At 71.2% G+C, this 20,284-nt stretch carries 20 protein-coding genes; 7 read left to right on the top strand and 13 right to left on the bottom strand.

Going from position 1 to position 20,284, the window contains the following annotated elements; all coding sequences use genetic code 11:
* Positions 1-85: 85 nt before the first annotated feature.
* Entirely contained in the window at positions 86-535 is a 450-nt protein-coding gene (locus tag ACIA8D_RS24685; RefSeq protein WP_399235502.1) for a nuclear transport factor 2 family protein, read from the top strand.
* Between the two features lie 16 nt (positions 536-551).
* Here ACIA8D_RS24685 and ACIA8D_RS24690 read toward each other — a convergent pair whose 3' ends face one another.
* From ACIA8D_RS24690 to ACIA8D_RS24725, 8 genes are all read right to left on the bottom strand, one after another.
* Entirely contained in the window at positions 552-1,499 is a 948-nt protein-coding gene (locus tag ACIA8D_RS24690) for an MBL fold metallo-hydrolase (protein ID WP_399235503.1), read from the bottom strand.
* 91 nt (positions 1,500-1,590) lie between these two features.
* Complete coding sequence (locus ACIA8D_RS24695) at positions 1,591-1,857, bottom strand: acyl carrier protein (protein WP_399235505.1); 267 nt, start codon at positions 1,855-1,857, stop codon at positions 1,591-1,593.
* Complete coding sequence (locus ACIA8D_RS24700; protein ID WP_399235507.1) at positions 1,845-2,711, bottom strand: thioesterase II family protein; 867 nt, start codon at positions 2,709-2,711, stop codon at positions 1,845-1,847. Before ACIA8D_RS24700 ends, ACIA8D_RS24695 begins: the two co-directional genes overlap by 13 nt.
* Before the next feature lie 69 nt (positions 2,712-2,780).
* Positions 2,781-3,602, bottom strand: a complete 822-nt coding sequence (locus ACIA8D_RS24705) for a BTAD domain-containing putative transcriptional regulator (protein WP_399235509.1) — start codon at positions 3,600-3,602, stop codon at positions 2,781-2,783.
* Positions 3,603-3,865: 263 nt separating this feature from the next.
* Complete coding sequence (locus ACIA8D_RS24710) at positions 3,866-4,696, bottom strand: BTAD domain-containing putative transcriptional regulator (protein WP_399235511.1); 831 nt, start codon at positions 4,694-4,696, stop codon at positions 3,866-3,868.
* Between the two features lie 320 nt (positions 4,697-5,016).
* Complete coding sequence (locus tag ACIA8D_RS24715; protein ID WP_399235513.1) at positions 5,017-5,634, bottom strand: ScbR family autoregulator-binding transcription factor; 618 nt, start codon at positions 5,632-5,634, stop codon at positions 5,017-5,019.
* A gap of 15 nt (positions 5,635-5,649) precedes the next feature.
* On the bottom strand, positions 5,650-7,236 hold the full coding sequence (locus ACIA8D_RS24720; RefSeq protein ID WP_399235514.1) for an acyl-CoA carboxylase subunit beta: 1,587 nt from the start codon (positions 7,234-7,236) through the stop codon (positions 5,650-5,652).
* A gap of 125 nt (positions 7,237-7,361) precedes the next feature.
* Positions 7,362-7,553, bottom strand: a complete 192-nt coding sequence (locus tag ACIA8D_RS24725; RefSeq protein WP_399235516.1) for an acyl-CoA carboxylase subunit epsilon — start codon at positions 7,551-7,553, stop codon at positions 7,362-7,364.
* 315 nt (positions 7,554-7,868) lie between these two features.
* Between ACIA8D_RS24725 and ACIA8D_RS24730 the strand changes: the two genes are divergently transcribed.
* Positions 7,869-8,849, top strand: a complete 981-nt coding sequence (locus ACIA8D_RS24730; protein WP_399235518.1) for a ScbA/BarX family gamma-butyrolactone biosynthesis protein — start codon at positions 7,869-7,871, stop codon at positions 8,847-8,849.
* Positions 8,850-8,935: 86 nt separating this feature from the next.
* Here the strand turns inward: ACIA8D_RS24730 and ACIA8D_RS24735 are convergent, their stop codons facing one another.
* The gene (locus ACIA8D_RS24735) at positions 8,936-9,781 is read right to left on the bottom strand and encodes an NAD(P)H-binding protein (RefSeq protein WP_399235520.1); all 846 of its coding nucleotides are present in this window, start codon (positions 9,779-9,781) and stop codon (positions 8,936-8,938) included.
* 147 nt (positions 9,782-9,928) lie between these two features.
* Between ACIA8D_RS24735 and ACIA8D_RS24740 the strand changes: the two genes are divergently transcribed.
* Positions 9,929-10,606 (top strand): ScbR family autoregulator-binding transcription factor, encoded by a 678-nt coding sequence (locus ACIA8D_RS24740; RefSeq protein ID WP_399235523.1) that lies wholly within the window; start codon positions 9,929-9,931, stop codon positions 10,604-10,606.
* Here the strand turns inward: ACIA8D_RS24740 and ACIA8D_RS24745 are convergent.
* Positions 10,542-12,104, bottom strand: a complete 1,563-nt coding sequence (locus ACIA8D_RS24745; RefSeq protein WP_399235525.1) for an FAD-dependent monooxygenase — start codon at positions 12,102-12,104, stop codon at positions 10,542-10,544. The genes ACIA8D_RS24740 and ACIA8D_RS24745 overlap by 65 nt on opposite strands.
* 139 nt (positions 12,105-12,243) lie before the next feature.
* Positions 12,244-13,785: an AMP-binding protein gene (locus ACIA8D_RS24750; RefSeq protein WP_399235527.1), complete on the bottom strand. Its 1,542-nt coding sequence runs from the start codon at positions 13,783-13,785 to the stop codon at positions 12,244-12,246.
* Between the two features lie 147 nt (positions 13,786-13,932).
* Between ACIA8D_RS24750 and ACIA8D_RS24755 the strand changes: the two genes are divergently transcribed.
* Positions 13,933-14,754, top strand: coding sequence for a LuxR C-terminal-related transcriptional regulator (locus ACIA8D_RS24755; protein ID WP_399235692.1), 822 nt, complete (start codon positions 13,933-13,935; stop codon positions 14,752-14,754).
* A 118-nt stretch (positions 14,755-14,872) separates the two neighbouring features.
* Complete coding sequence (locus tag ACIA8D_RS24760) at positions 14,873-15,517, top strand: LysE family translocator (RefSeq protein ID WP_399235693.1); 645 nt, start codon at positions 14,873-14,875, stop codon at positions 15,515-15,517.
* Between the two features lie 19 nt (positions 15,518-15,536).
* On the opposite strand, the gene ACIA8D_RS24765 is transcribed toward ACIA8D_RS24760, so the two are convergent.
* Positions 15,537-16,640, bottom strand: a complete 1,104-nt coding sequence (locus ACIA8D_RS24765) for a winged helix DNA-binding domain-containing protein (RefSeq protein ID WP_399235529.1) — start codon at positions 16,638-16,640, stop codon at positions 15,537-15,539.
* A gap of 194 nt (positions 16,641-16,834) precedes the next feature.
* On the opposite strand from ACIA8D_RS24765, the gene ACIA8D_RS24770 reads away from it, so the two are divergent.
* Complete coding sequence (locus ACIA8D_RS24770) at positions 16,835-17,995, top strand: magnesium and cobalt transport protein CorA (protein WP_399235531.1); 1,161 nt, start codon at positions 16,835-16,837, stop codon at positions 17,993-17,995.
* A gap of 894 nt (positions 17,996-18,889) precedes the next feature.
* On the opposite strand, the gene ACIA8D_RS24775 is transcribed toward ACIA8D_RS24770, so the two are convergent.
* On the bottom strand, positions 18,890-19,237 hold the full coding sequence (locus ACIA8D_RS24775) for a hypothetical protein (protein WP_399235533.1): 348 nt from the start codon (positions 19,235-19,237) through the stop codon (positions 18,890-18,892).
* A 167-nt stretch (positions 19,238-19,404) separates the two neighbouring features.
* Between ACIA8D_RS24775 and ACIA8D_RS24780 the strand changes: the two genes are divergently transcribed.
* Positions 19,405-20,274: a sugar phosphate nucleotidyltransferase gene (locus ACIA8D_RS24780; RefSeq protein WP_399235534.1), complete on the top strand. Its 870-nt coding sequence runs from the start codon at positions 19,405-19,407 to the stop codon at positions 20,272-20,274.
* The last annotated feature ends 10 nt before the right edge of the window (positions 20,275-20,284 follow it).

Raw genomic sequence — 20,284 nt, forward strand, 5'->3', positions numbered from 1 at the left:
GAATGTTCGAAAGCCGCTCGACCCCGGCCACAGAAGCTGTCCGCAGACACCGGAGCCCGGTCGGGTGTCCGACGGGAGGATCGAGATGACCACACACACCGAAGTCACCGCGGACGCGGGCGCGTTCGCCGTCCTGTACGCGCGGGTCCAGCAGTTCTACGCACGGCAGATGCAGGCATTCGACCGGGGGGACGCGCGGGAGTGGGCCAACACGTTCACCGCGGACGCGGTCTTCGACGTGCCGACCCTGCCCGCGCCGTTGCACGGCCGGGCCGCGATTGCGGCGTCGCTGACGAGGGCGGCGGCCGAGACGGCGCGGGCCGGGGTGCGGCTGCGGCACGTGGTGTCGATGTCCGACGTGACGGCGCGCGGCGCCGGCCGGGTGGAGGTGCGCTCCTGCACGACGGTGTACGCGACGACCGTCGGCGGTGCCTCGCGGGTGCACCGGATGTGCGTGTGCGAGGACGTGCTGGAACTCGCGGCGGACGGCGGCCTGTTGGTGTCGCGGCGGCGGGTGACGCGGGACGATCTGTGACCTCGGAGGGAACCGGTCAGGCCCGGCAGCACAGGGTCCCGCCGTTGAACGCGATCATCGCGTCGAGCGCGGCGTGCTTGTCGGCGTCGGGCAGCGGGGCGTCGGCGGGCAGGCCCTCCAACTCGGCGTACGCGCGCAGCAGGTTGGCGCAGAGCCGCTCGGGGTCGACGTGGCGGGCGTAGGGGCCGAGGTCGGCGCGGCGGGCGGCCTGCGGCGCGGTCCACCCGGCGCGCAGGCCCTGTTCGGCGAGGCTCTGCACCAGCCGGAGGTAGCCCTCGACGGCGTCGAACACCTCGGGGCCGCCGACGGGTCCGTGCCCGGGCACGACGGTGCGTGCGCCGTAGCCGCGCAGCCGGTCGAGCGCGGCGAAGGAACCCGCGAGCGAACCCATGAGGAAGAACGGGGTCACGCCGTTCATGGTGAGGTCGCCCGTGAACAGGACGCGCCGCTCGGGCAGCCACAGGACCGTGTCGTTGGAGGTGTGGGCGGGACCGATGTGTTCGAGTTCGACCCGCAGGTCGCCGACGTGGAGGGTGAGCCGCTCGCGGAACGTCACGGTGGGCGGCGCCAGTTGGATGTCACCCCAGTCGACGTGCGGCCACATGCCGGTGAGGTGCAGGCCGGCCGCGGTCAGCTCCGTACGGGTGCGTTCGTGGCCGATGACGAGGGCCTCGGGGAAGACGAAGTTGCCGAAGGCGTGGTCGCCGTGGAAGTGCGAGGTGACGACGGTGCGCGGCGGGGCGGGGTTGAGGCGCAGCGCGGTGTCGCGCAGCGCGCGGGCCCGGGTCTCGGTGGCCGCGGTGTCGAACAGTGCGCTCTGCCCTCGGGACACGATGATTCCGGCGTTGTTGAGACACCAGCCTCCTGGTGTCTGGAGGTAGGCGTGCACGCCGTCGGCGATCTCCACGGCCCGGCCCGCCGGGGCGGGGGTGTCCGTCGGGCGGGCGAGGGGGCTCGGGTGCACGGCCTGTCTCCTGACGCGGTCGCTGGGCGGGGTGGTGTGTGCGGGTCCCGGCCGTGTCGCCCCGGCGCGGGGCGACACGGCCGGGCGGGACTCACGCGGCCACGCGGTTCTGGCTCAGTGCCTCGTTGATCAGGGCGAGCAGGGCGCGCGGTGTCTCGGCCTCCTCGACGGCTTCCTCGTCGAGGGTGCAGCCGTAGTCGCTCTCGACGACTCCGGTGGTCTGCAGGAGGGCCAGCGAGTCGTAGCCGAGGACGGAGAAGGGCACGTCGATGACGTCGCCGTCCAGGTCGACGCCCTCCTCCACGCCGGCGCACTCGCGCAGCAGGTTCTTCAGTTCGTCCAGGGTCAGGCGGTCCATGATCTCTCCGTTCGGATCGGTGACATGAAGGGTGGTGGCTTCTGGTTCGGTGGCTTCTGGGTCGGTGCCACGCGAGTCGGTGTCATGCGGGTCGGTACCGCGCTTGTCCGCGGGACGGGCGTGCCGGGTCCGGTCAGTCGCCGCGTCACGCGGCAGGCCCGGCCGATCAGTCGCGGGGTGCGGGGGTCGCGCTGGAAGAAGTGGTCGCCGGGCAGCGTGCGGCGCACGAACCGAAGCCCGGTCCAGTCCCGCCACCCGTCCAGGGCCGACGCGTCGACCAGCGGGTCCCGGTCCGCGCCGACGGCGAGCAGCCGGACGGGCAGGGCCCGCGGCAGGTCCTCGGCCGCGGCGGCCCGCAGCGCGCGGGCCAGGGCGAGGTCGTCCCTCAGGACGGGCAGTACGGTGCGGTGCCACAGCCCGGTGCGGGCGGCGAGCACACCCTGGGGCGCGGCGCCCGCGGCGGTCACGAACTCCAGCACGCCGTCGTCGCCCTGCTCGGCGCGGGGCACGGCGGGGGCCGCGGTGTCCGGGGCGTGGCAGGCGCCGACGGCGAGCAGCAGGGGCGCGGGCAGGCCCGCGTCGAGCAGGGCCCGGGTGAGGGTGTGGGCGACCAGGGCGCCGAGGCTGTGGCCGTACAGCGCGTAGGGGCCGTCCTCGGCCGCGGCGGCGAGGGGGCCGAGCAGATCGTCGAGGAGGGCGGCGCGGTCGGTGACGCGGGGTTCGCGGCGCCGGTTGGCGCGCCCCGGCAGGGCCAGGGGCACGACCTCGACACCGGGGCCGCAGCGTTGCTGCCAGCGGCCGAAGCTCGATGCCCCGGCGCCGGCGTGTCCGAAGCAGAACAGCCTCACGTCCATGTCCAGAGACTGTCCGAAGTCCCTGGAGTGCGGCTCGAATCACCGCCGCATGGCGCCTGTCGGCGCAGGTCAGGCGGCGTACAGGTCGAACGTGGAGGAGCGCCGCGGCCCGCGCAGGACGTCGAGCTTGGGGTCGACGGCGAGGATGGCGTGGTGCAGGCGCTGCAACTGGGGTGCGGGTTCGACGCCCAGGTCCTCGATGAGGCGGGCGCGCAGCCGCTGGTAGACGCCGAGCGCGGCGGCCTGCCGCCCGGACCGGTAGAGCGCCACCATGGCCTGCGAGTGCAGCCCTTCGTGCTGCGGGTGACGGGCTATCAGGTCCGTGAGTTCGGCGATGACTTCGACGTGCCGGCCGAGGCGCAGGTCGGCGTCGATGCGTCGCTCGTAGGTGACCAGCCTGCTCTCCTCCAGGCGGAGCACCTCGATCTCCAGGATGGGCCCTGTGCGGACGTCGACGAGGGCGGCTCCCTGCCACAGGCCGAGGGCCGTGCGGTAACAGGAGGCGGCCCGTTCGTCCTCGTCCTCGTCGGCGGCCTGCTGCCCCTGCGTGACGAGGTGCTCGTACTCGCGTACGTCGACGGCGTCGGAGGGTATCTGCAGCAGGTAGCCGCCGTGCCGGGTCGCGAGTACGTCCTTGGCGGCCGCGGGCACCCCGGGGCCCATGGCGGTGCCCAGTCTGCGACGCAGCTGGAGGATGTACGTCTGCAGGGTGGTGAGCGCGCTCTGCGGCAGTCCGGTGCCCCAGATCTCCTCCATGAGGGTGGGCACGGGGACGACCCGGCCCGGGTAGAGCGCCAGCAGCGCGAGAATCTGCCGGGGCTTGCCCGCCGTCGGAACGATCGACATCCCGTTGACGGCGGCACTCAGCGGACCCAAAACCTGAATCTTCATTGCTGTCCTCCGTACCGATGCTCCAATGGGGCTCGATTTTGCGCGGACTCCGAACTTCTGTCTGTACGACGCAAGTTGGGGGCGAGAGCTCCGGTACCGGCCCTCGACGGTTCGTTGTGACGTTCTCCAGGGGCGCGCGAGCGGCCCTCCGCGCGCACGCCCGCGACTTCGTGTTACCGCGGGCATGTGGAAACCCCCTGCCTTCCGGAGCGGCCTCTCGGCAGGCAGGGGGCGTCGGGGAGGCGGGGGCGGGCCGCCGGCGGTCAGCCGGTGCGCACGGGGAGGCGGCCGGAGCCGGCCTCGGGGGCGGGCAGGGTGCCGGTGTCGGGGTGCGCCATGAGGATGCCGCGCTGGAGCTTGCCGAGGGCCGCGGAGGGCTCCAGGCCCAGTTCACGCACGAGGGTGGTGCGCAGCCGCTGGTAGACGTTGAGGGCCTCGCCGCGGCGGCCCGAGCGGTAGAGGGCGAGCATGAACTGCCCGTGCAGGCTCTCGTGCATGGGGAACTGCTTGACCAGCACGGTCAGTTCGGACAGGAGACCGCGGTGGTGCCCCAGGCGCAGATCGGCCTCGATGCGCTGGTCGAGCGCGCACAGGCGGGTCTCCTCCAGCCTGCTGACCTCCAGGGTGATCTGGCTGCCCGCCTGTACGTCGGCGAGCGCGGAACCGGTCCACAGGGAGAGCGCGTCGCGCAGCTTGCGGGCCGCCGCCGGGTAGTCCTCGGCGTCCATGGCGCGGTACCCGGCGCCCGCGCGGCGCTCGAGCTCCTGGTAGTCGATGGTGCCGCCGCGCGTCTGGAGCCGGTAGCCGCCGGGGAGGGTGACCAGGACGTCCTTGGCGCTGGTGGCCGTGTCACCGCCGCGCAGCAGCGCGTCCGTGATGAGTTCGCGCAGCTGGAGGATGTACGTCTGCAGGGTGGTGCGGGCGCTGCGCGGAGGGTTCTCGTCCCACAGTTCCTCGATCAGCGTCGAGACGGGGACGATGTGGTCGGCGTTGAGTGCGAGCAGTGCCAGCACCTGCCGGGGTTTCGGCGCGGTGGGTGCGATCGGGACGCCGTTCTCCCGCACCGACAGCGAACCCAGCACTTCAATGTCCATCGTGTCTCCCCAGGTGACTGTGGCATCTGAACCCGACTCGATAAAAAAACAGCACGGACGGTTTGTCAATTGGGGAGGCGCGTGTCGCACCCGGCCCCGCACCCGGGGATCGCCGCACCGAACACACCCTCACCTGGGCGACACCCCTCGGAATCGCCTCCGGGGACACCATGGTTCCGACCGATTTTTGTTACAGAACGACTCGCTCCTGACACGAGACACCCCCAAGAACAGACCATGCGGTCTGTTCTTGGGGGTGTCTCGTGCCGACGAGGTGTCTCGCGCCATCTGGGTGTCTCGTGTCAGCGCCCGAGCGCGTTTCAGAGCCCCTCGGGCCGCACCCGCGTCGCCGCGGGGGAACCGGCCAGGCGCGGCAGCAGAAGGCGCCAGAACCGGGTCAGCGTCTGCCGGGAGAGCCACTCGGGGTGCCGGGCACCCAGCACCTCCATGCCGACCGTGGCGGAGGTGACCACGATGCCCACGTCCTTGGGCCGCACCGTCGTGACCAACTCACCGGCCTCGTGGGCCCGTTCGAGGACGTCGTCGACCCACTGGCGCCACTGGGCCCGCAGATCGCGTCCGTCGACATAGGTGGGCTCCATGGCCAGGGAGAAGCCGCCCCGCAGGACCTCGTCGCGGCGCAGCGCATCCGCCAGGGCGTGTGTGACGTCCACCAGATCCTGCAACGCCGCCACCTCTCGGCCGTCGTCCCGCACTTCCCGGGTCAGGAGGGCGAGCCGGCGGGACGCCTCCTCCTCGACCGCCGCCGCGAGGTCTGCCTTGCTGGCGAAGTGGAAGTGCAGGGCCCCGTTGCTCACCCCGGCACGCCTGCTGATGTCCGTCAGGGACGCCACGGCGAACCCCTCGTGGGCGAAACCCTCGGCGGCGGACGCGATCAGCGCCGTGCGGGTCCGCAGCGCGCGCTCCTGTTTGGCCATGGAATCGGTTCTCCGTTACTGCGGCGGGTTGCCGTGCTTGCGGGACGGCAGGTCGGCGTGCTTGGTGCGCAGCATCGCCAGGGACTTGACCAGCACCTCGCGCGTTTCCGCGGGGTCGATCACGTCGTCGACCAGACCGCGCTCCGCCGCGTAGTACGGGTGCATCAGCTCGGCCTTGTACTCCTTGACCATCTTCTGGCGCATCGCCTCGGGGTCCTCCGCCTCGGCGATCTGCCGACGGAAGATCACGTTGGCCGCGCCCTCGGCGCCCATCACCGCGATCTCGTTGGTCGGCCAGGCGTAGGTGAGGTCGGCGCCGATGGACTGCGAGTCCATGACGATGTACGCACCTCCGTACGCCTTGCGCAGGATCAGCGAGATCCGCGGCACGGTGGCGTTGCAGTACGCGTACAGCAGCTTGGCGCCGTGCCGGATGATCCCGCCGTGCTCCTGATCGACACCCGGCAGGAAGCCGGGCACGTCGAGCAACGTCACGATCGGAATGCTGAAGGCATCACACAACTGCACGAAGCGGGACGCCTTTTCACTCGCCTCGATGTCGAGCACACCGGCGAGGACGGAAGGCTGGTTGGCGACGATGCCGACGACCTGGCCGTCGAGCCGGGCCAGCGCGCAGATGATGTTCCGCGCCCAGCGCTCGTGGACCTCCAGGTAGTCGCCGTCGTCGACGAGCTCCTCGATGACCTTGGTCATGTCGTACGGACGATTGCCGTCCGCGGGGACCAAATCGAGCAGCACGTCGCCGCGGCGGTCCACGGGATCGTCGTTGGCCACACGCGGAGGTGCCTGTCGGTTGTTCTGCGGGAGGAGCGAGAGCAGGTAGCGGACCTCGGCGAGGCAGGTCTCCTCGTCGTCGTACGCGAAGTGCGAGACACCGCTCGTCTCGGCGTGCACGTCGGCGCCGCCGAGCCCGTTCTGCGTGATGTTCTCGCCCGTGACCGCCTTCACCACGTCCGGGCCGGTGATGAACATCTGCGAGGTGTCCCGGACCATGAACACGAAGTCGGTGAGGGCGGGGCTGTAGGCCGCGCCGCCCGCGCACGGGCCCAGCATCACGCTGATCTGCGGGATGACACCGGACGCCCTGGTGTTGCGCTGGAAGATGCCGCCGTACCCGGCAAGCGCCGAAACACCCTCCTGAATACGGGCACCCGCACCGTCGTTCAGCGAGACCAGCGGCGCACCGGCCGCGATGGCCATGTCCATGATCTTGTGGATCTTCGTCGCGTGCGCCTCACCCAGCGCCCCGCCGAAGATCCGGAAGTCGTGCGCGTAGACGAAGACCGTGCGGCCCTCGACCGTGCCCCAGCCGGTGATGACACCGTCCGTGTGCGGCTTCTTGGCCTCCAGACCAAAGCCCGTCGCCCGGTGCCGGCGCAACTGCTCGACCTCGTTGAACGAACCCTCGTCGAGGAGCAGCGCGATGCGCTCACGCGCCGTCAGCTTGCCCTTCGCGTGCTGGGCCGCGGTCGCCTTCTCACTGGGCCCCGCCAGCGCCTGCGCACGGATCGCGTGCAGTTCCGCCGTGCGTCCGTACGCGCCGGCCGGTTCGACATCGGAGCGCGCAAGAGTGGTCGTCATCGCCATGTCAGGTCCTCTCCCGGGACGGGACCGAGAAGGTCCGGGCCCGGATACGCACGGGAACGTTAACAAACCGCCTGAGCGGTTTAAAGATGATCGGCTCGAAGATCACTCGAACCGTGACCTCAACACCAACTACCGGGCGCCACAAAACCCCGAGGTGCCTCCCACCCGGAGGAGCCGACGCCCTCCGGGAGCACCTCCGTCGCTCCGCGCGCGCAGCCGATCATCAGCAACACCGCGGTCAGAGCTGCGAGTTCGACCTCGTCGGGCTCGCCCCTCTCGATGCGCAGCAGTGCGGCTCTCCCCTTGTTCACCGGCAGTCCTCCTCACCCGCGACAGTGAGGCCACCGTGCGCCGACAGACTCGAGAACCGCTCCTGCCGCCCTGGAGAGCCGGCCCACCGCCCCTCAAGAAGGAGGCCGGTACGCCTCGACCCGCGCGACCCGGCCGACCTGGGACGATTCCCTTCCGCCCACCGCCGGGCACCTGCCCTGATTGGAAGATCCCGGTCCATTTCCCGCGCGAATGTTTTCGTTGAAGGCTCTGGAAATAAAACCGGGTGGTCAGTATCTTCCTGTCATCGGCGAGCACATCAGCCACCACCAGGCCCACGCTGTCCAGGGGGAAGCATGTCCGTGACCACGTTCCGCACCGAGCCGTCCGTCACCGTCGCGCCGCGGGAGCCCGTCGCACGGCCCCTGCGGTCGATGGATCTGCGCTTCCCGACCCTGACCACGACCGTGCCCAAGGAGCTGGTGCACCGGGCGAGCGTCGCCGAGGTGCTGCTGACCGGCTGGGACCGGGTCGACGACACCCACTTCACCGTCTCGGGCCAGTGGCCCCGCGGGCACAGCTTCTTCAGCCCCGTACAGGAGCGCCACGACCCGCTCATCGTCGCCGAGACCTTCCGGCAGGCCGCCATCCTGCTCGCCCACGCGGAGTTCGGGGTCGAACTCGACCAGCACTTCCTGATGTGGGACATGAACATCGACGTCCGGCCCGAGAGCCTGGGGATCGGCTCGGCCCCCGCGTCGGTGCGGCTCGACGTCACCTGTCACGACGTCACCTGGCGGCGCGGCACGCTGGCCGGTGTCCGCTACGAGGCGACGTTCTTGCGCGACGGACAGCCCGTCGCCACCGCGAGCGGCTCCTGCACCTGCACCTCGCCCGCCGTCTACCGGCGGCTGCGCGGCGGCCGGCTGGGCGAGCCCGGCACCCCGCTGCCGCTGAGCGCGCCGATGGCACCCCAGAACGTGGGCCGCACCTCTCCCATGGACGTGGTCCTCTCCCCCACCGAGCAGCCCGGACGGTGGACGCTGCGCTCGGACACGCGCCACCCCGTCCTCTTCGACCACCAGGGCGACCACGTTCCCGGCATGGTCCTCCTGGAAGCGGCCCGCCAGGCCATGGTGGCCACGCTCGGCCAGGGCGCCTTCCCCCGGTCGCTGGCCGGCCGGTTCGAGCGCTACGTGGAGCTGGACGCGCCGTGCGTCGTCGAGGCCGCCGCGCTCCCGGACGGCGCGGCGGGGCCCCAGGTCCTGGTGACGGCGCATCAGAACGGCCAGAGCGTGCTCACCGCGACCGTCACGGCCGACGCGCCGGGCGCCTGACACGCCGCGCGCCTGACGCGCCGCACGACCGGGCGTACCGCACGACCGGGCGTACCGCGCGACCCGACGTCACGGGCCCCCGGACCTCAGGTCGCGCGAAAGGCGTCCAGGTGGTCGGCGACCCACGTCCGGTAGCTGCGCGCCGGGCGGGCGAGCAGTGTCGGCAGGGCCGGGTCCACCGCCACCTTGGCGTCCCGGCCCTGCCGCGACGCGCTCTCGATCAGCGCCTCGACGACGGGCCCGGGGTGGCGGCGCCCCCACCGCTCGCGGGCGTCCGCGGCCGGGAGTTCCTCGACGGCCACCGGCCGCCCCAGTTGGGACGCCAGCTCCGCGGCCTGCTCGACCGGCGTCAGGGGTCGCGGCCCCGTCAGCGTGTACGCGCGCCGGTCGTGCCCGTCCCGCGTCAGGGCCAGCGCCGCGACCTCGGCGATGTCCCGCGGGTCCACGCACGCGTTGCGGCCCGTCGGGGCCAGCACGCGAACCGTCCGCCCGGTTCTCACTTCGGAGGTCCACGCCAGGGTGTTGGACATGAAGGCGCGCGGACGCAACACCGTCCACCCGAGCCCCGACGCGCGCAGCGCCTCCTCGGTCGCACGCTGCCACCGGGTGATCGCGTCGACCGCCTCCGCGTCCGTCACCGAGGCCGCCGAGAGCTTCACGACGCGCCGCACCCCGGCCTCCCGCGCGGCCGCCAGGAAGGCGCCGTCGTCGTCGTGCGTGACCCGGTTGGTCACGAGAAACGCACTGGTCACCCCTTGGAGCGCGGCCCTCAGGGAGGCGCCGTCGGCGTAGTCGCCGATCGCGGCCTCGGCCCCGGGCGGCAGCGCCCGTGCCTTGGCCGGATCGCGCACCAGGGCGCGTACCGGATGCCCCGACAGGGCCGCGAGGACCTCCCGGCCGGCGACGCCGGTGGCTCCCGTCACGAGAATCATGCTGACCCCTTTTCCGGCGCACACTTCTTCACGGGCCCGTCACATCACAGGGATGCGGGATGCGCCGGTGATGACGTACGCTCACACAATACAAACTGGACGGTTTTTTTAGTGGTGCCTTCAGCGGCACGTGTAAGGAGAGCGGACATGGCGATGCAGGACCGCGCGATCCGCACGCGACAGGCGATCCTCTCCGCGGCCGCCGTCGTCTTTGAGGAGCGGGGCTACCAGGCGGCCACCATCAACGAGATCCTCACGGCCGCCGACGTGACCAAGGGCGCGCTCTACTTCCACTTCCAGTCGAAGGAGCACCTCGCCCAGGGCGTGCTGTCGGCGCAGGACGGCGACATATCCGTCCCCCGCGCCTGCAAGGTGCAGCAACTCGTCGACATGGGAATGCTGCACGCCTACCGGCTCCAGACCGACCCGATCGTCCGGGCCGGGGTCCGGCTCTCGCTCGACCAGCAGGCGCTCGGCCTCGACCGCAGCGGCGCCTTCGAGCGCTGGGCCGAGGCGCTCACGGCGACCCTCGAAGCCGCCTACGCGCAGAGTGAACTGCTCCCGCACGTACGGCCGAAGGAGACCGCCGACGTGATGGTGGGCTCGTTCGCGGGCGTCCAGGCCATGTCCCAGGCGCTGTGCGACTACCAGGATCTTCAGCACCGCATCTCCGTCATGCTGCGCCACGTGCTGCCCAGCGTGGTGCTGTCGTCCGTGCTCGCTTCCGTCGACCTCGCGGACGGGCGCGGCGAGAGGGTCTTCACCGAGCTGCGGGAACTGCGGGAGCACGATCAGCGGGAGTCTGCCGCAGCGGCGGCCGGCTGACCGTGGCCGTCGGCCCGTCCGCCGCCGGGCGCCCGGGCCCCAGCATCGATTCCAGCACGCCCTCCAGCGGCCCGCCGCCGGCCGCCCAGGCCACGTAGCCGTCCGGCCGCAGCAGCACGGCGTCGCTCGCGACGCCCGCGACGGGCTCGGCCCGCACGACGCGCACCGCCCCGGGCCGGGCGCGCACCGCGTGCGCGTACTCGGCCCCCCGCTCCCCGAGCAGGAGCAGCACCAGCCGGCCCGACTCGCGCAGCAGCCGGATCACATCGGTGGGTCCCTGCGCCGTGCTCAGCGCGACGTTCGGCAGGAACCTCCCCTCGAAGACCGACGCCGGGTCCGCCCCGTGCGGCAGCACCGTGTCCTGCGCGCTGACCATGGCGCTCAGCCCGCTCTCCGGCTCCGCCATCAGGAGACTGCCGATCAGCGTGCGCAGCGGGTCGAGTTCGCTGCCCGGCCGCATCAGGGCGAGCTGGGCCCGCGTGTTGTCGACGACGCGCTCCGCCGCCGGCCTGCGCTCCCGGTCGTAGGAGTCGAACAGCACCTCACCGGCCTCCCCGCGCACGGCGAGGGCCAGCTTCCAGCCCAGGTTCACCGCGTCGAGCAGCCCGGTGCTCAACCCCTGGCCGCCGATGGGGAAGTGCACGTGCGCCGCGTCGCCGGCCAGCAGGATCCGCCCGATGCGGTACGTCTGCGCCACGCGCGCGAAGTCGCTGAACCGGCTGAGCCACCGGGTGTCCGCGAGCCGGATCTCCCGCCCGGCGATGTACGAGACCTCCGCGCACAGCTCCTCGGCCGTGAGCTCCTGGCGCCGGTCCTCGTGCGGGGCACGGCAGTTGAGGGTCCGCAGGTGCACGAACCCGTCCCCCGCGCCCTTCACCACGAGCCAGCCGCGGCGGGTGCGGTGCCAGCCCGGCACCAGGGAGCCCGGGTCGACGAGCCGGGCGCGCCCCATCATCGCGGACGCGGTCGCCGGGTACGACCGGCTGCCGAAGCCCGCGAGTTCGCGCACCGTGCCGCGGGCACCGTCGGCGCCGACCACGTACTGGGCGCGCCAGCTCAACCGCCCCTGGGGGCCCTGTGCGTGGATGCGCACCGCGTCGTGCTCCTGGTGGACAGCGGTGACGCGCACGCCCCGCAGCACCCGGGCGCCCGCCGCGCGGGCCCGCTCCTCGAAGTGCCGTTCCAGGTCCTCCTGGGGGCGTTTGAGTACCGGCTCGGGTTCGCCGTCGGGCGCCGTGATGGCGAGGCCCGGCATCCCCGCGAAGTGGAAGGGCGTCGTGCGCGCGCCCTGCGCGGACGAAAGGCCGCCCAAGTGCCCCCGGCGCACCAGGCACTGCACGGAACGTGCGTGCAGCGTGGTGGCCTTGGGCCGCACCGACACCTCGGTGCGGGCCTCCACCACCAGGGTGCGCACACCCGACGCGGCCAACTCCGCGGCCAGGCAGAGACCGACCGGCCCCCCGCCGACGATCGCCACCTGCACATGCGTACGACTCACCACACGCCCCCCTGACGTTGACGTTCGAAAGCCACGCCCAGGAGTGCAAAATAAACCGGTTGGATGGTTCTTTTCAATGGTGGAGCGGCCCTTCGCTGCCGGCGGGCCGCCGAAAGTCCGAACGCACGCCGCTGAGCTGCTAGTTCACGCCCCGCTCCAACCCGTCCCAGTAGGGCTCGCGCAGCTTGAACTTCTGGATCTTGCCGGTCGCCGTCCGCGGGATCGAGTCCCGGAACTCCACGCTCGTCGGCGCCTTGTAGCCGGCCATCCGCTCCTTGCAGTGCGCGACGATCTCCGCCTCGGTGAGCGACTGCCCCTCCGCGAGGACCACCAGGGCCTTGATCGTCTCGCCCCACTTCTCGCTCGGCACACCGATCACGGCCACCTCGGCCACCGCCGGGTGCCGGAAGATCACGTCCTCGACCTCGATCGAGGAGACGTTCTCGCCGCCGGTGATGATCACGTCCTTCTTCCGGTCCGAGATCGTCAGATGGCCGTCCTCCTCGTCGAGGGACCCGCCGTCGCCCGTGTGGAACCAGCCGCCCTCCAGGGCGACTTCGCTCTCCTCGGGCTTCTCCCAGTAGCCCTCCAGGGCCGTGTTCGACCGGGCCAGCACCTCGCCCGTACCGGAGACGTCGAGTTTCACGCCGAGCGCGGGCAGCCCCGCGCGCGCCAGCTTGCGCGCCCGCTCCTCGCCGGGCAGCTCCGCGTCCTGCGGGCGGGTGCGGTTGAAGGTCAGCAGCGGGGACGTCTCCGTCAGGCCGTAGATCTGCGTGAACTCCCAGCCCAGCTCCTCCTCCACGCGCTGGATCAGCCTGCTCGGCGGCGGCGCGCCCGCGCACACGACGCGCACCCGGTCGCGGCCCGGCACCGGACCCTGCCAGTCCGCCGCCGCGTCCAGGGCGGCCTTCCAGACCGCGGGCGCCCCGCACATCAGCGTGACCCCGTGCTCGTCGATCCGGCGCAGGATCTCCGCGCCGTCCACCTTCCGCAGCACCACCTGCTTCACGCCCAGGCCCGCCATCACGTAGGGCATGCCCCAGCCATTGCAGTGGAACATCGGCAGCGTGTGCATGTAGACGTCCCGCTCCCACACCCGCGTGTGCAGGCCGAAGGTCAGTCCGTTGACCCAGATGTTGCGGTGGGTCAGCTGCACGCCCTTGGGGCGGGCGGTGGTGCCGGACGTGTAGTTGATCGTCGCCGTCGCGTCCTCGTCCGGCGCGGACCACGGGCGGGGCTCGACGCCGAAGCGCATCAGCTCCGTCTCGGTCTGCTCGCCGAGCACGAAGCGGTGGCGCGCCTTGACGCCGGACAGTGCCCCGTCCAGCTCCGGATCGACCAGGAAGGCGGAGGCCCCGCTCTGCCGCACCATGTACTCGACCTCGTCCGGCTTCAGCCGGAAGTTGAGGGGCACGCAGATCCGCCCGCTCATCGGCAGCGCGAACAACAGCTCAAGGAGGCGGGCCGAGTTGTGGCTCGCCACCGCCACCCGTTCACCCTCCCCCACGCCCAGCGCGTCGAACCCGGCCTGCCAGGCCCTGACCCGATCGGCGAAGGTCCCGTACGTCGCCGTGGGAACGGCGGGAGCGGGCTGGTCGGGCTCGTCCACCACGCCAACGCCGTCCCGGAAGCCGAGCTCCGCCCGCTCCAGGAAATCCGTGATCGTCATGGGTACACGCATCGTCGTCGCCTCTTCACAGTCGTACTGTCGCGGGCCGTTTCTGCCATCGTGTAGGGGGTGACGCAGGTCTCACCACCCCCATACGGGGGTGAACAGTGCGCGGCGAGGTGATGGACGGTGAGCACGGCAACCGCCGAGGCGGTCGAGATGCGCGCGGCCCTGGTGCGGCTGCGCCGGGGCACGGGTCTCCCGGTGGCCTTCGGCGGGCTGACCGCCGGCGCGGGGCAGGCGGCGGGGCAGATGCGGATCGCGGAGCTCAGCGGCGCGGCGACCGGCGCGCTGCGCGGCCTCGGCATCGCGGCGGGCAACGGCCTGGGCGGCAAGGCCCTCTCCCTCGCCAGGGCGTGCGCCGTCACCGACTACCACGGCTCGCGGCACATCAGCCACGAGTACGACGCCGCGGTCGCGGCCGAGGGCCTGCACGCGGTCCTCGCGGTGCCCGTCGTCGTACGCCGCCGGGTGCGCGGTGTCCTGTACGGGGCGCTGCGCACGGCCCGGCCGATCGGTGACCGGGCCCTCGACGCGGCGATGGCGGCGGCGCGGGACGTGGAACAGGCGCTGCTCGTGCGCGACGAGGTGCAGTCGCTGCTGTCGGTGACCCGGGCTCCGGCCGCGGCGGACGGCGGGGCGTGGGAGGAGGTCAGGGAGGCGCACGGGGCGCTGCGGGCCCTCGCCCCGAAGCTCGCCGATCCGGCGCTGCGCGGCGAACTGCTCGCGGTGTGCGGCAGGCTGGCGGCCGCCTCCGACCCGGTGCGGGCCCCGGCGGAGGCGCCGGTGACGCTCGCGCCGCGGGAGGTGGACGTGCTGGCGTGCGTGGCGGCGGGCGCGACGAACGCGGCGGCGGGCGAACGGCTGGGCCTGCGCCCGGAGACGGTGAAGGGGTATCTGCGCTCGGCCATGCGGAAGTTGGGGACGCACACGCGGGGCGAGACGGTGGTGGCGGCCCGGCGGGCGGGGATGTTGCCGTAGGGCTGTCGACCCAGGGTTACTGGAGTCCGGCGATTGTCAGTGGCGTGGGCTTCAATGGTTCGCGTGGGGTGAGAGCGCGAGGGAGCGGGACGGAGAGGGGGCGGGACGCGTGGCGGACATGGTGTCCATGGACCGGTACTTGGCGTTCGCGGCGATGTCGCTGCTGGTGATCGTGATTCCGGGGCCGAGCGTGCTGTTCGTGATCGGACGGGCGCTCGCGCACGGGCGGCGGACGGCGGTGGCGACGGCGCTCGGCAATGTCGTCGGCTCGTATCTGCTGGTGGTGGCGGTGGCGCTGGGGGTCGGCGCGCTGGTCGAGCGGTCGGCTGCGCTGTTCACGGCGGTGAAGCTCGCGGGGGCGGCGTATCTCGTGCACCTGGGGGTGCAGGCGTTCCGGCACCGGCGGGACCTGCGGGCGTCGGACATCCGCGGCCCGGCGGGCCCGCCGCGCGGCGATCTGCGCACGGTGGGCGACGGTGTCCTTGTGGGGGTCACGAACCCGAAGGGCATCGTGTTCTTCGCCGCGGTGCTCCCGCAGTTCGTGAACCACGACGCGGGTCATGTCAGCGCGCAGATGCTCCTGTTGGGCCTGATCCCGATCTCCATCGGCCTGGTCACGGACACGCTGTGGGGGCTCACGGCGTCGGCGGCCCGCACGTGGTTCGCGCGCTCGGACCGGCGGCTCTCCATGATCGGCGGGACGGGCGGCTTCGCGCTGATAGGCCTCGGCGTGACGGTGGCGGCGACGGGCCGGGCGGACTGAGCGGCCCGGCCGACGGCAGCTATGCGCGGACGGTGCCGAAGTCCACGGTCACCGGGCCCGGGACCTCCAGGACGGCGGCGGTGCGCTCCGCTTCGGCGACGAGTTCGTCGCGCTGGGCGCGCGTGAGGTCCCGGAAGGGTTCGAGGGTGAGGGCGCTGCCCGCGTCCCCGTTCTCCTTCAAGGTCCACAGACCGGCCAGGAATCCGTCGACGAGGAACGTCAAGTAGGCGGTGTTCACCTGCCAGTTGCGGCCCCGGTCGGCCTCGTGGATCACGCGGGTGCGGTCGGCGTGGGACAGCAGGAGATTGTCGAACTCGGCGAGCAGACGGGGCGGCGCGGGCGTGTCCTCGTCGGGGCGGGGAGCGTCGGGCAGGTCGAACAGCTCGACGCCTTGCTCGTCGCGGAAGGTCACGAGGCGGGGCCGCAGCCGCTCGAACGCCTCCTTGGTGCGGGTGATGCCGGCCCACTGCTGGAAGTCCTTCACGGAGGCGGGGCCGAAGGCGCCGAGGTAGCGCAGGACCGTGTCATCGGGGGCGGGAGCCGGCTCGGTGGGCCGGTCGAACCACTGCTCGGCGGTGGTCAGGCGGACCCCGCCGCTGCGCCGCCACAGGCCGCGCGGTGTGACCTGGACGAGGGGGAGGCGGCCGCGAGCGGCGATGGTGAGGGCCTGCGGGTCGGCGTCGGGCCAGTGCTTCAGGAGCAGTTCGCGGATCTCCTTCGGGGTGCGCGGCTCCTCCTCGACGTAACGGCGGGTCAGGTCGGTGAGCCGGTCCGGATCGACGCCGACGAGGCCCTTGCGGAACATCCGCAGCTCCCGGTCGCGGGCGGCCTGCACGAGGGGGCGCAGCGTCATGCAGTCGTCGGCGGTGTGCAGATGGATGGTGGAGCGCATGGTGACGAGCCGGGCCACGCGGCGCTGTTCCAGGGCGGTGGAGAGTGCGGCGGGGGTGAAGCCGTCGACACGGGCGGCGAGCGCGAGATACGGCGGCCGGACCTCCTGCGCCTGCAGCCCGAGGAGCCGGTCGACGGCGTCCTCGGCGCTCAGCGGGGCGCGGGCGAGCAGGAGTTGGCGTTCCAGGGTGGCGCGTCCCAGGACGCGGGCGGTCAGTGGCTGCGTCGTCATAGGGGGAAGGTAGCGGCCAAGTAGGTCAGGCGCTGTCCGCGATGCGGTGCAGCGTGCCGTCGTCTTCGCTGGTTACGCTGCCGGGGACCCGTCGTCATCAGGGACGGGGCACCAAAGCACGAGAACACCAGAGCCTCAGAGGGCACCAGGGCCTCAGAAGGCACCAGAGCAGGCGATCACGGAGGGAGGCGGCGATGCCACGACGGCAGGGACGAGCCGGCCGGAGCGAGCACCATGGGGCACGCCGCTACTCCTGGCGCCGCGCGGCCACCCCGGCGCCGCCGCCCGCCGAACCGGCCGCCGCGCCCTCCGCGGACCCGGCGCCGCAGGAGCAGGCCAGCGTGGTGAACGCGGCGTTGTACCGGGACGGGGTGCGGGTCGCGACCCCGGAGACCCTCACGGACACGTACCGGCAGCTGCGCGAGAAGCCGCGCACGATGGCGTGGATCGGCCTGGCCCGCCCCTCCGACTCGGAACTCAAATCGCTGGCGGCCGAGTTCGACCTGCACGGCCTCGCGGTGGAGGACGCCCTTGAGGCCCACCAGCGCCCGAAGCTGGAGCGCTACGGCGAGACCCTCTTCGTCGTCCTGCGCGCGGCCCGCTACCTGGACGCGCCGGAGGAGGTCGACTTCGGCGAGCTGCACGTGTTCGTGGGCCCCGACTTCGTCATCACGGTCCGGCACGGCGCGGCCCCCGACCTCTCGTCGGTCCGCCGCCGCATGGAGGCGACCCCCGAACTGCTCCGGCTCGGCCCGGAGGCGGTCCTCTACGCCATCCTGGACGCGGTCGTCGACGGCTACGCGCCGGTGGTGTCCGGCGTCCAGAACGACGTCGACGAGATCGAGACCGAGGTGTTCTCCGGCGCGCCCGCCGTCTCCCGCCGCATCTACGAACTCTCCCGCGAAATGGTCGAGTTCCAGCGCGCGACCCGCCCCCTGGTCGGCATGCTGCACGCCCTGATGGCGGGCTTCGCGAAGTACGGCACGGACGAGGAGCTCCAGCGCTACCTCCGCGACGTCGCCGACCACGTCACGCACACCAGCGAACGCGTCGACTCCTTCCGCCAGGCCCTCGCCGACATCCTCACGGTGAACGCGACGCTGGTCACCCAGCAGCAGAACGCGGAGATGCGGGCGCTGGCGGAGGCCGGCTTCGAGCAGAACGAGGAGATCAAGAAGATTTCGGCTTGGGCCGCAATTCTCTTTGCACCCACACTCGTTGGAACCATCTACGGCATGAACTTCGAGCAGATGCCTGAGTTGAGCTGGAGCCTCGGATACCCCTTCGCGATCGGCTTGATGGGAGTTGTCTGCACTGGTTTGTACGCGATTTTCAAGCGGCGAGGCTGGCTCTAGAGGTGTACCGACCCTACTCACACCGCGCCACGGTTTGCTTCTGCACCCTCATCACAAACCACCCATTTGGGACTCTGGGGAGCCCATGGGGAGAAGTGATGCCAGCGATCTCGTCTACCTCGCCTAAAACAAGGATCTGACCAGTTCTTTTGCCTCCTCCGGCCTCCTTGGGGAGGATCCGGGGAGAATCGATCAGCGCCCACGCCATGCCCTAAGCACCTCACCCCGTTTCCTTGCGTACTCCATACCCGATCAGGCACGCCCCACATACCCCTTAAGTCGATCACGGACAGTGACGCCACCGACGCTTCATTCACGTCGTACGGAACCGACAGAATCGCGGCGTCTGGACCGGAGGTACTCGAGTCGTTGAGACCAAGGCACGCGCACACAGGTCCCGACGCGACTGCCACCACTCGGCCGCGGGGAGGCCACACAATGACGCTGCAGCACTTCGATCAGCGAGCCTCATCGTAAGGCGATCAGGCGGCAGATGTACGGCCGCAACTCGTTCCAACTCCTGTACGCCCGAGCACTGTTGCAATTCTGACCAACTCGAAATATCGACCAGACCCGATTTCAGGAATCCTCATCAACAGCAGGTCAGCGGCCCTTCTCAGCAGGCTCAAGGATCGCGACACACTGAACGTGATGGGTCATCGGAACCGGAAGCGTAGGAACCCGCGCCCGGGCGGAGGGCCTCGAAGCGGGCACAACGGTGAACTACACGGACGAGCTGGGGCGAGCACCAGATCACGGTGCCGGGGAACACCCGTCGATGAGCGCGCGCGGCCCGGCGAGACTCCTTTCAGCAAGAGCAGTGTCGTGCCGACAGGGTCTGCAGGAGCACAGGAGGAGGTGACAACACCTGTAAGACGGTGGGCTTCACCCCCCTCACTCAGTTGCTACCGCGTCCGGGGCCTTTGCCATCGCACACATACCCTGCGCCGCACAGGCACAGGCCGAGCTGCTCTCCACGCACTGGGACAGCCGCGGGTGGCAGCAGATGCCCGCCCCAGTAAGGCGCGGTGCCGGGAGTGCCTCGATGGCGCAGACGACCGCAGACAAGGCCGCGCGTGAGAGCGCCACGAGGGCGTACGGGTTGGCCTGCCTCACGCCGGATCCGCTGACGAAGTGGCTTGTCGGTGACGGCCGGGCGGGGAACACCGTGTCGCCGGCGTCCAGGGCGATCTGGTCGGCTTCGGCCTTCTCGGCCAGTTCCGAGCCGACGAACATCCGCATGCCCCTGCGTAGATCACCCCGCCCGACCGCCTCGACACGTGATCACGTTGACGTCTCCAGCCGGCCACCGGCCTCTGGGAAGACCACGAATCGGGATCCCTGCCTGGCTCATGGGGGGCCAGGCAGGCATACCCACGTGCCCAGGTTCCTCGGCCGCCCGTCGGGGGTTGGTCGAGGACGTGACGCGTCCGGAAAGCTACAGCCACAGCGCATCCGCAGGTCCGGGAGAGGTGGCAGTGCACGCGATCATTCTGGCGGGAGGAAAGGGAACCCGGCTGGCGCCGTACACCGACGACCTGCCCAAGTCCCTGATTCAGATTTCGGAACACTCGATCCTGGAGATCATTGCGCATCAGCTTCAGATGTCGGGGTTCACTCGGCTGACGCTATGTGTCTCACACCTTGGGGAGATGATCACGGAACGGATGGGAGACGGCTCCCACTTCCGTCTGGAGATCGACTACTGCTGGGACCGTGAGCCGCTGGGCACCGCCGCACCACTGTTGCTCGTCGAGGACTGGGACACCCCGGCGCTGGTGATGAACTGCGACATCCTGACCGCCGTGGACCTCGGCGCACTGACCGCCGACCACCTGAGGAGCGGTGCGTACATGACTGTCGCGACCCACCGGCACCAGGTACCGGTGGACTTCGGTGTCATAGACAGCGTGGACGGGCTGGTCCACAGAATCCGGGAAAAGCCACGGATCAGTCTGGATGTCTCCGCAGGAATCCAGGTCATCGACCCCCGGGCCCGGGAGTGCATCCCGCCGGGCGAGCGGATGGACATGCCGCAGCTCGTGGCCGAACTTCTCGGCCGGGGTCACCAGGTGCGGTCCTTCCACATGGCGGAGCCGTGGCATGACATCGGAACCCCGACAAGCCTGCATGCCGCTAAGGACGCGGTGAGCCGCTCCCCCGAACGCTACCGACTGCCCGGCGCCAGCTGGCCGGTCTCCATCGACCGGCACACGGCACTGGCCACCGCCGGGCGGTCCGGCGGCGTGCCGTCGAAGCTGCCCGGCCTCGACAGCTGAGAAGGGGGCG

Origin of the sequence: Streptomyces sp. NPDC051684, from assembly GCF_044453445.1 — a bacterium.
GTDB lineage: Bacteria > Actinomycetota > Actinomycetes > Streptomycetales > Streptomycetaceae > Streptomyces.

Coding starts and splice junctions, on each gene's coding strand:
- ACIA8D_RS24760 (WP_399235693.1), top strand. CDS start 14,873: ATGGTGTCCATGGACCGGTACTTGGCGTTCGCGGCGATGTCGCTGCTG.
- ACIA8D_RS24750 (WP_399235527.1), bottom strand. CDS start 13,785: ATGCGTGTACCCATGACGATCACGGATTTCCTGGAGCGGGCGGAGCTC.
- ACIA8D_RS24705 (WP_399235509.1), bottom strand. CDS start 3,602: ATGAAGATTCAGGTTTTGGGTCCGCTGAGTGCCGCCGTCAACGGGATG.
- ACIA8D_RS24740 (WP_399235523.1), top strand. CDS start 9,929: ATGGCGATGCAGGACCGCGCGATCCGCACGCGACAGGCGATCCTCTCC.
- ACIA8D_RS24775 (WP_399235533.1), bottom strand. CDS start 19,237: ATGCGGATGTTCGTCGGCTCGGAACTGGCCGAGAAGGCCGAAGCCGAC.
- ACIA8D_RS24765 (WP_399235529.1), bottom strand. CDS start 16,640: ATGACGACGCAGCCACTGACCGCCCGCGTCCTGGGACGCGCCACCCTG.
- ACIA8D_RS24730 (WP_399235518.1), top strand. CDS start 7,869: ATGTCCGTGACCACGTTCCGCACCGAGCCGTCCGTCACCGTCGCGCCG.
- ACIA8D_RS24735 (WP_399235520.1), bottom strand. CDS start 9,781: ATGATTCTCGTGACGGGAGCCACCGGCGTCGCCGGCCGGGAGGTCCTC.
- ACIA8D_RS24700 (WP_399235507.1), bottom strand. CDS start 2,711: ATGGACGTGAGGCTGTTCTGCTTCGGACACGCCGGCGCCGGGGCATCG.
- ACIA8D_RS24710 (WP_399235511.1), bottom strand. CDS start 4,696: ATGGACATTGAAGTGCTGGGTTCGCTGTCGGTGCGGGAGAACGGCGTC.
- ACIA8D_RS24695 (WP_399235505.1), bottom strand. CDS start 1,857: ATGGACCGCCTGACCCTGGACGAACTGAAGAACCTGCTGCGCGAGTGC.
- ACIA8D_RS24720 (WP_399235514.1), bottom strand. CDS start 7,236: ATGACGACCACTCTTGCGCGCTCCGATGTCGAACCGGCCGGCGCGTAC.
- ACIA8D_RS24770 (WP_399235531.1), top strand. CDS start 16,835: ATGCCACGACGGCAGGGACGAGCCGGCCGGAGCGAGCACCATGGGGCA.
- ACIA8D_RS24755 (WP_399235692.1), top strand. CDS start 13,933: ATGCGCGCGGCCCTGGTGCGGCTGCGCCGGGGCACGGGTCTCCCGGTG.
- ACIA8D_RS24715 (WP_399235513.1), bottom strand. CDS start 5,634: ATGGCCAAACAGGAGCGCGCGCTGCGGACCCGCACGGCGCTGATCGCG.
- ACIA8D_RS24685 (WP_399235502.1), top strand. CDS start 86: ATGACCACACACACCGAAGTCACCGCGGACGCGGGCGCGTTCGCCGTC.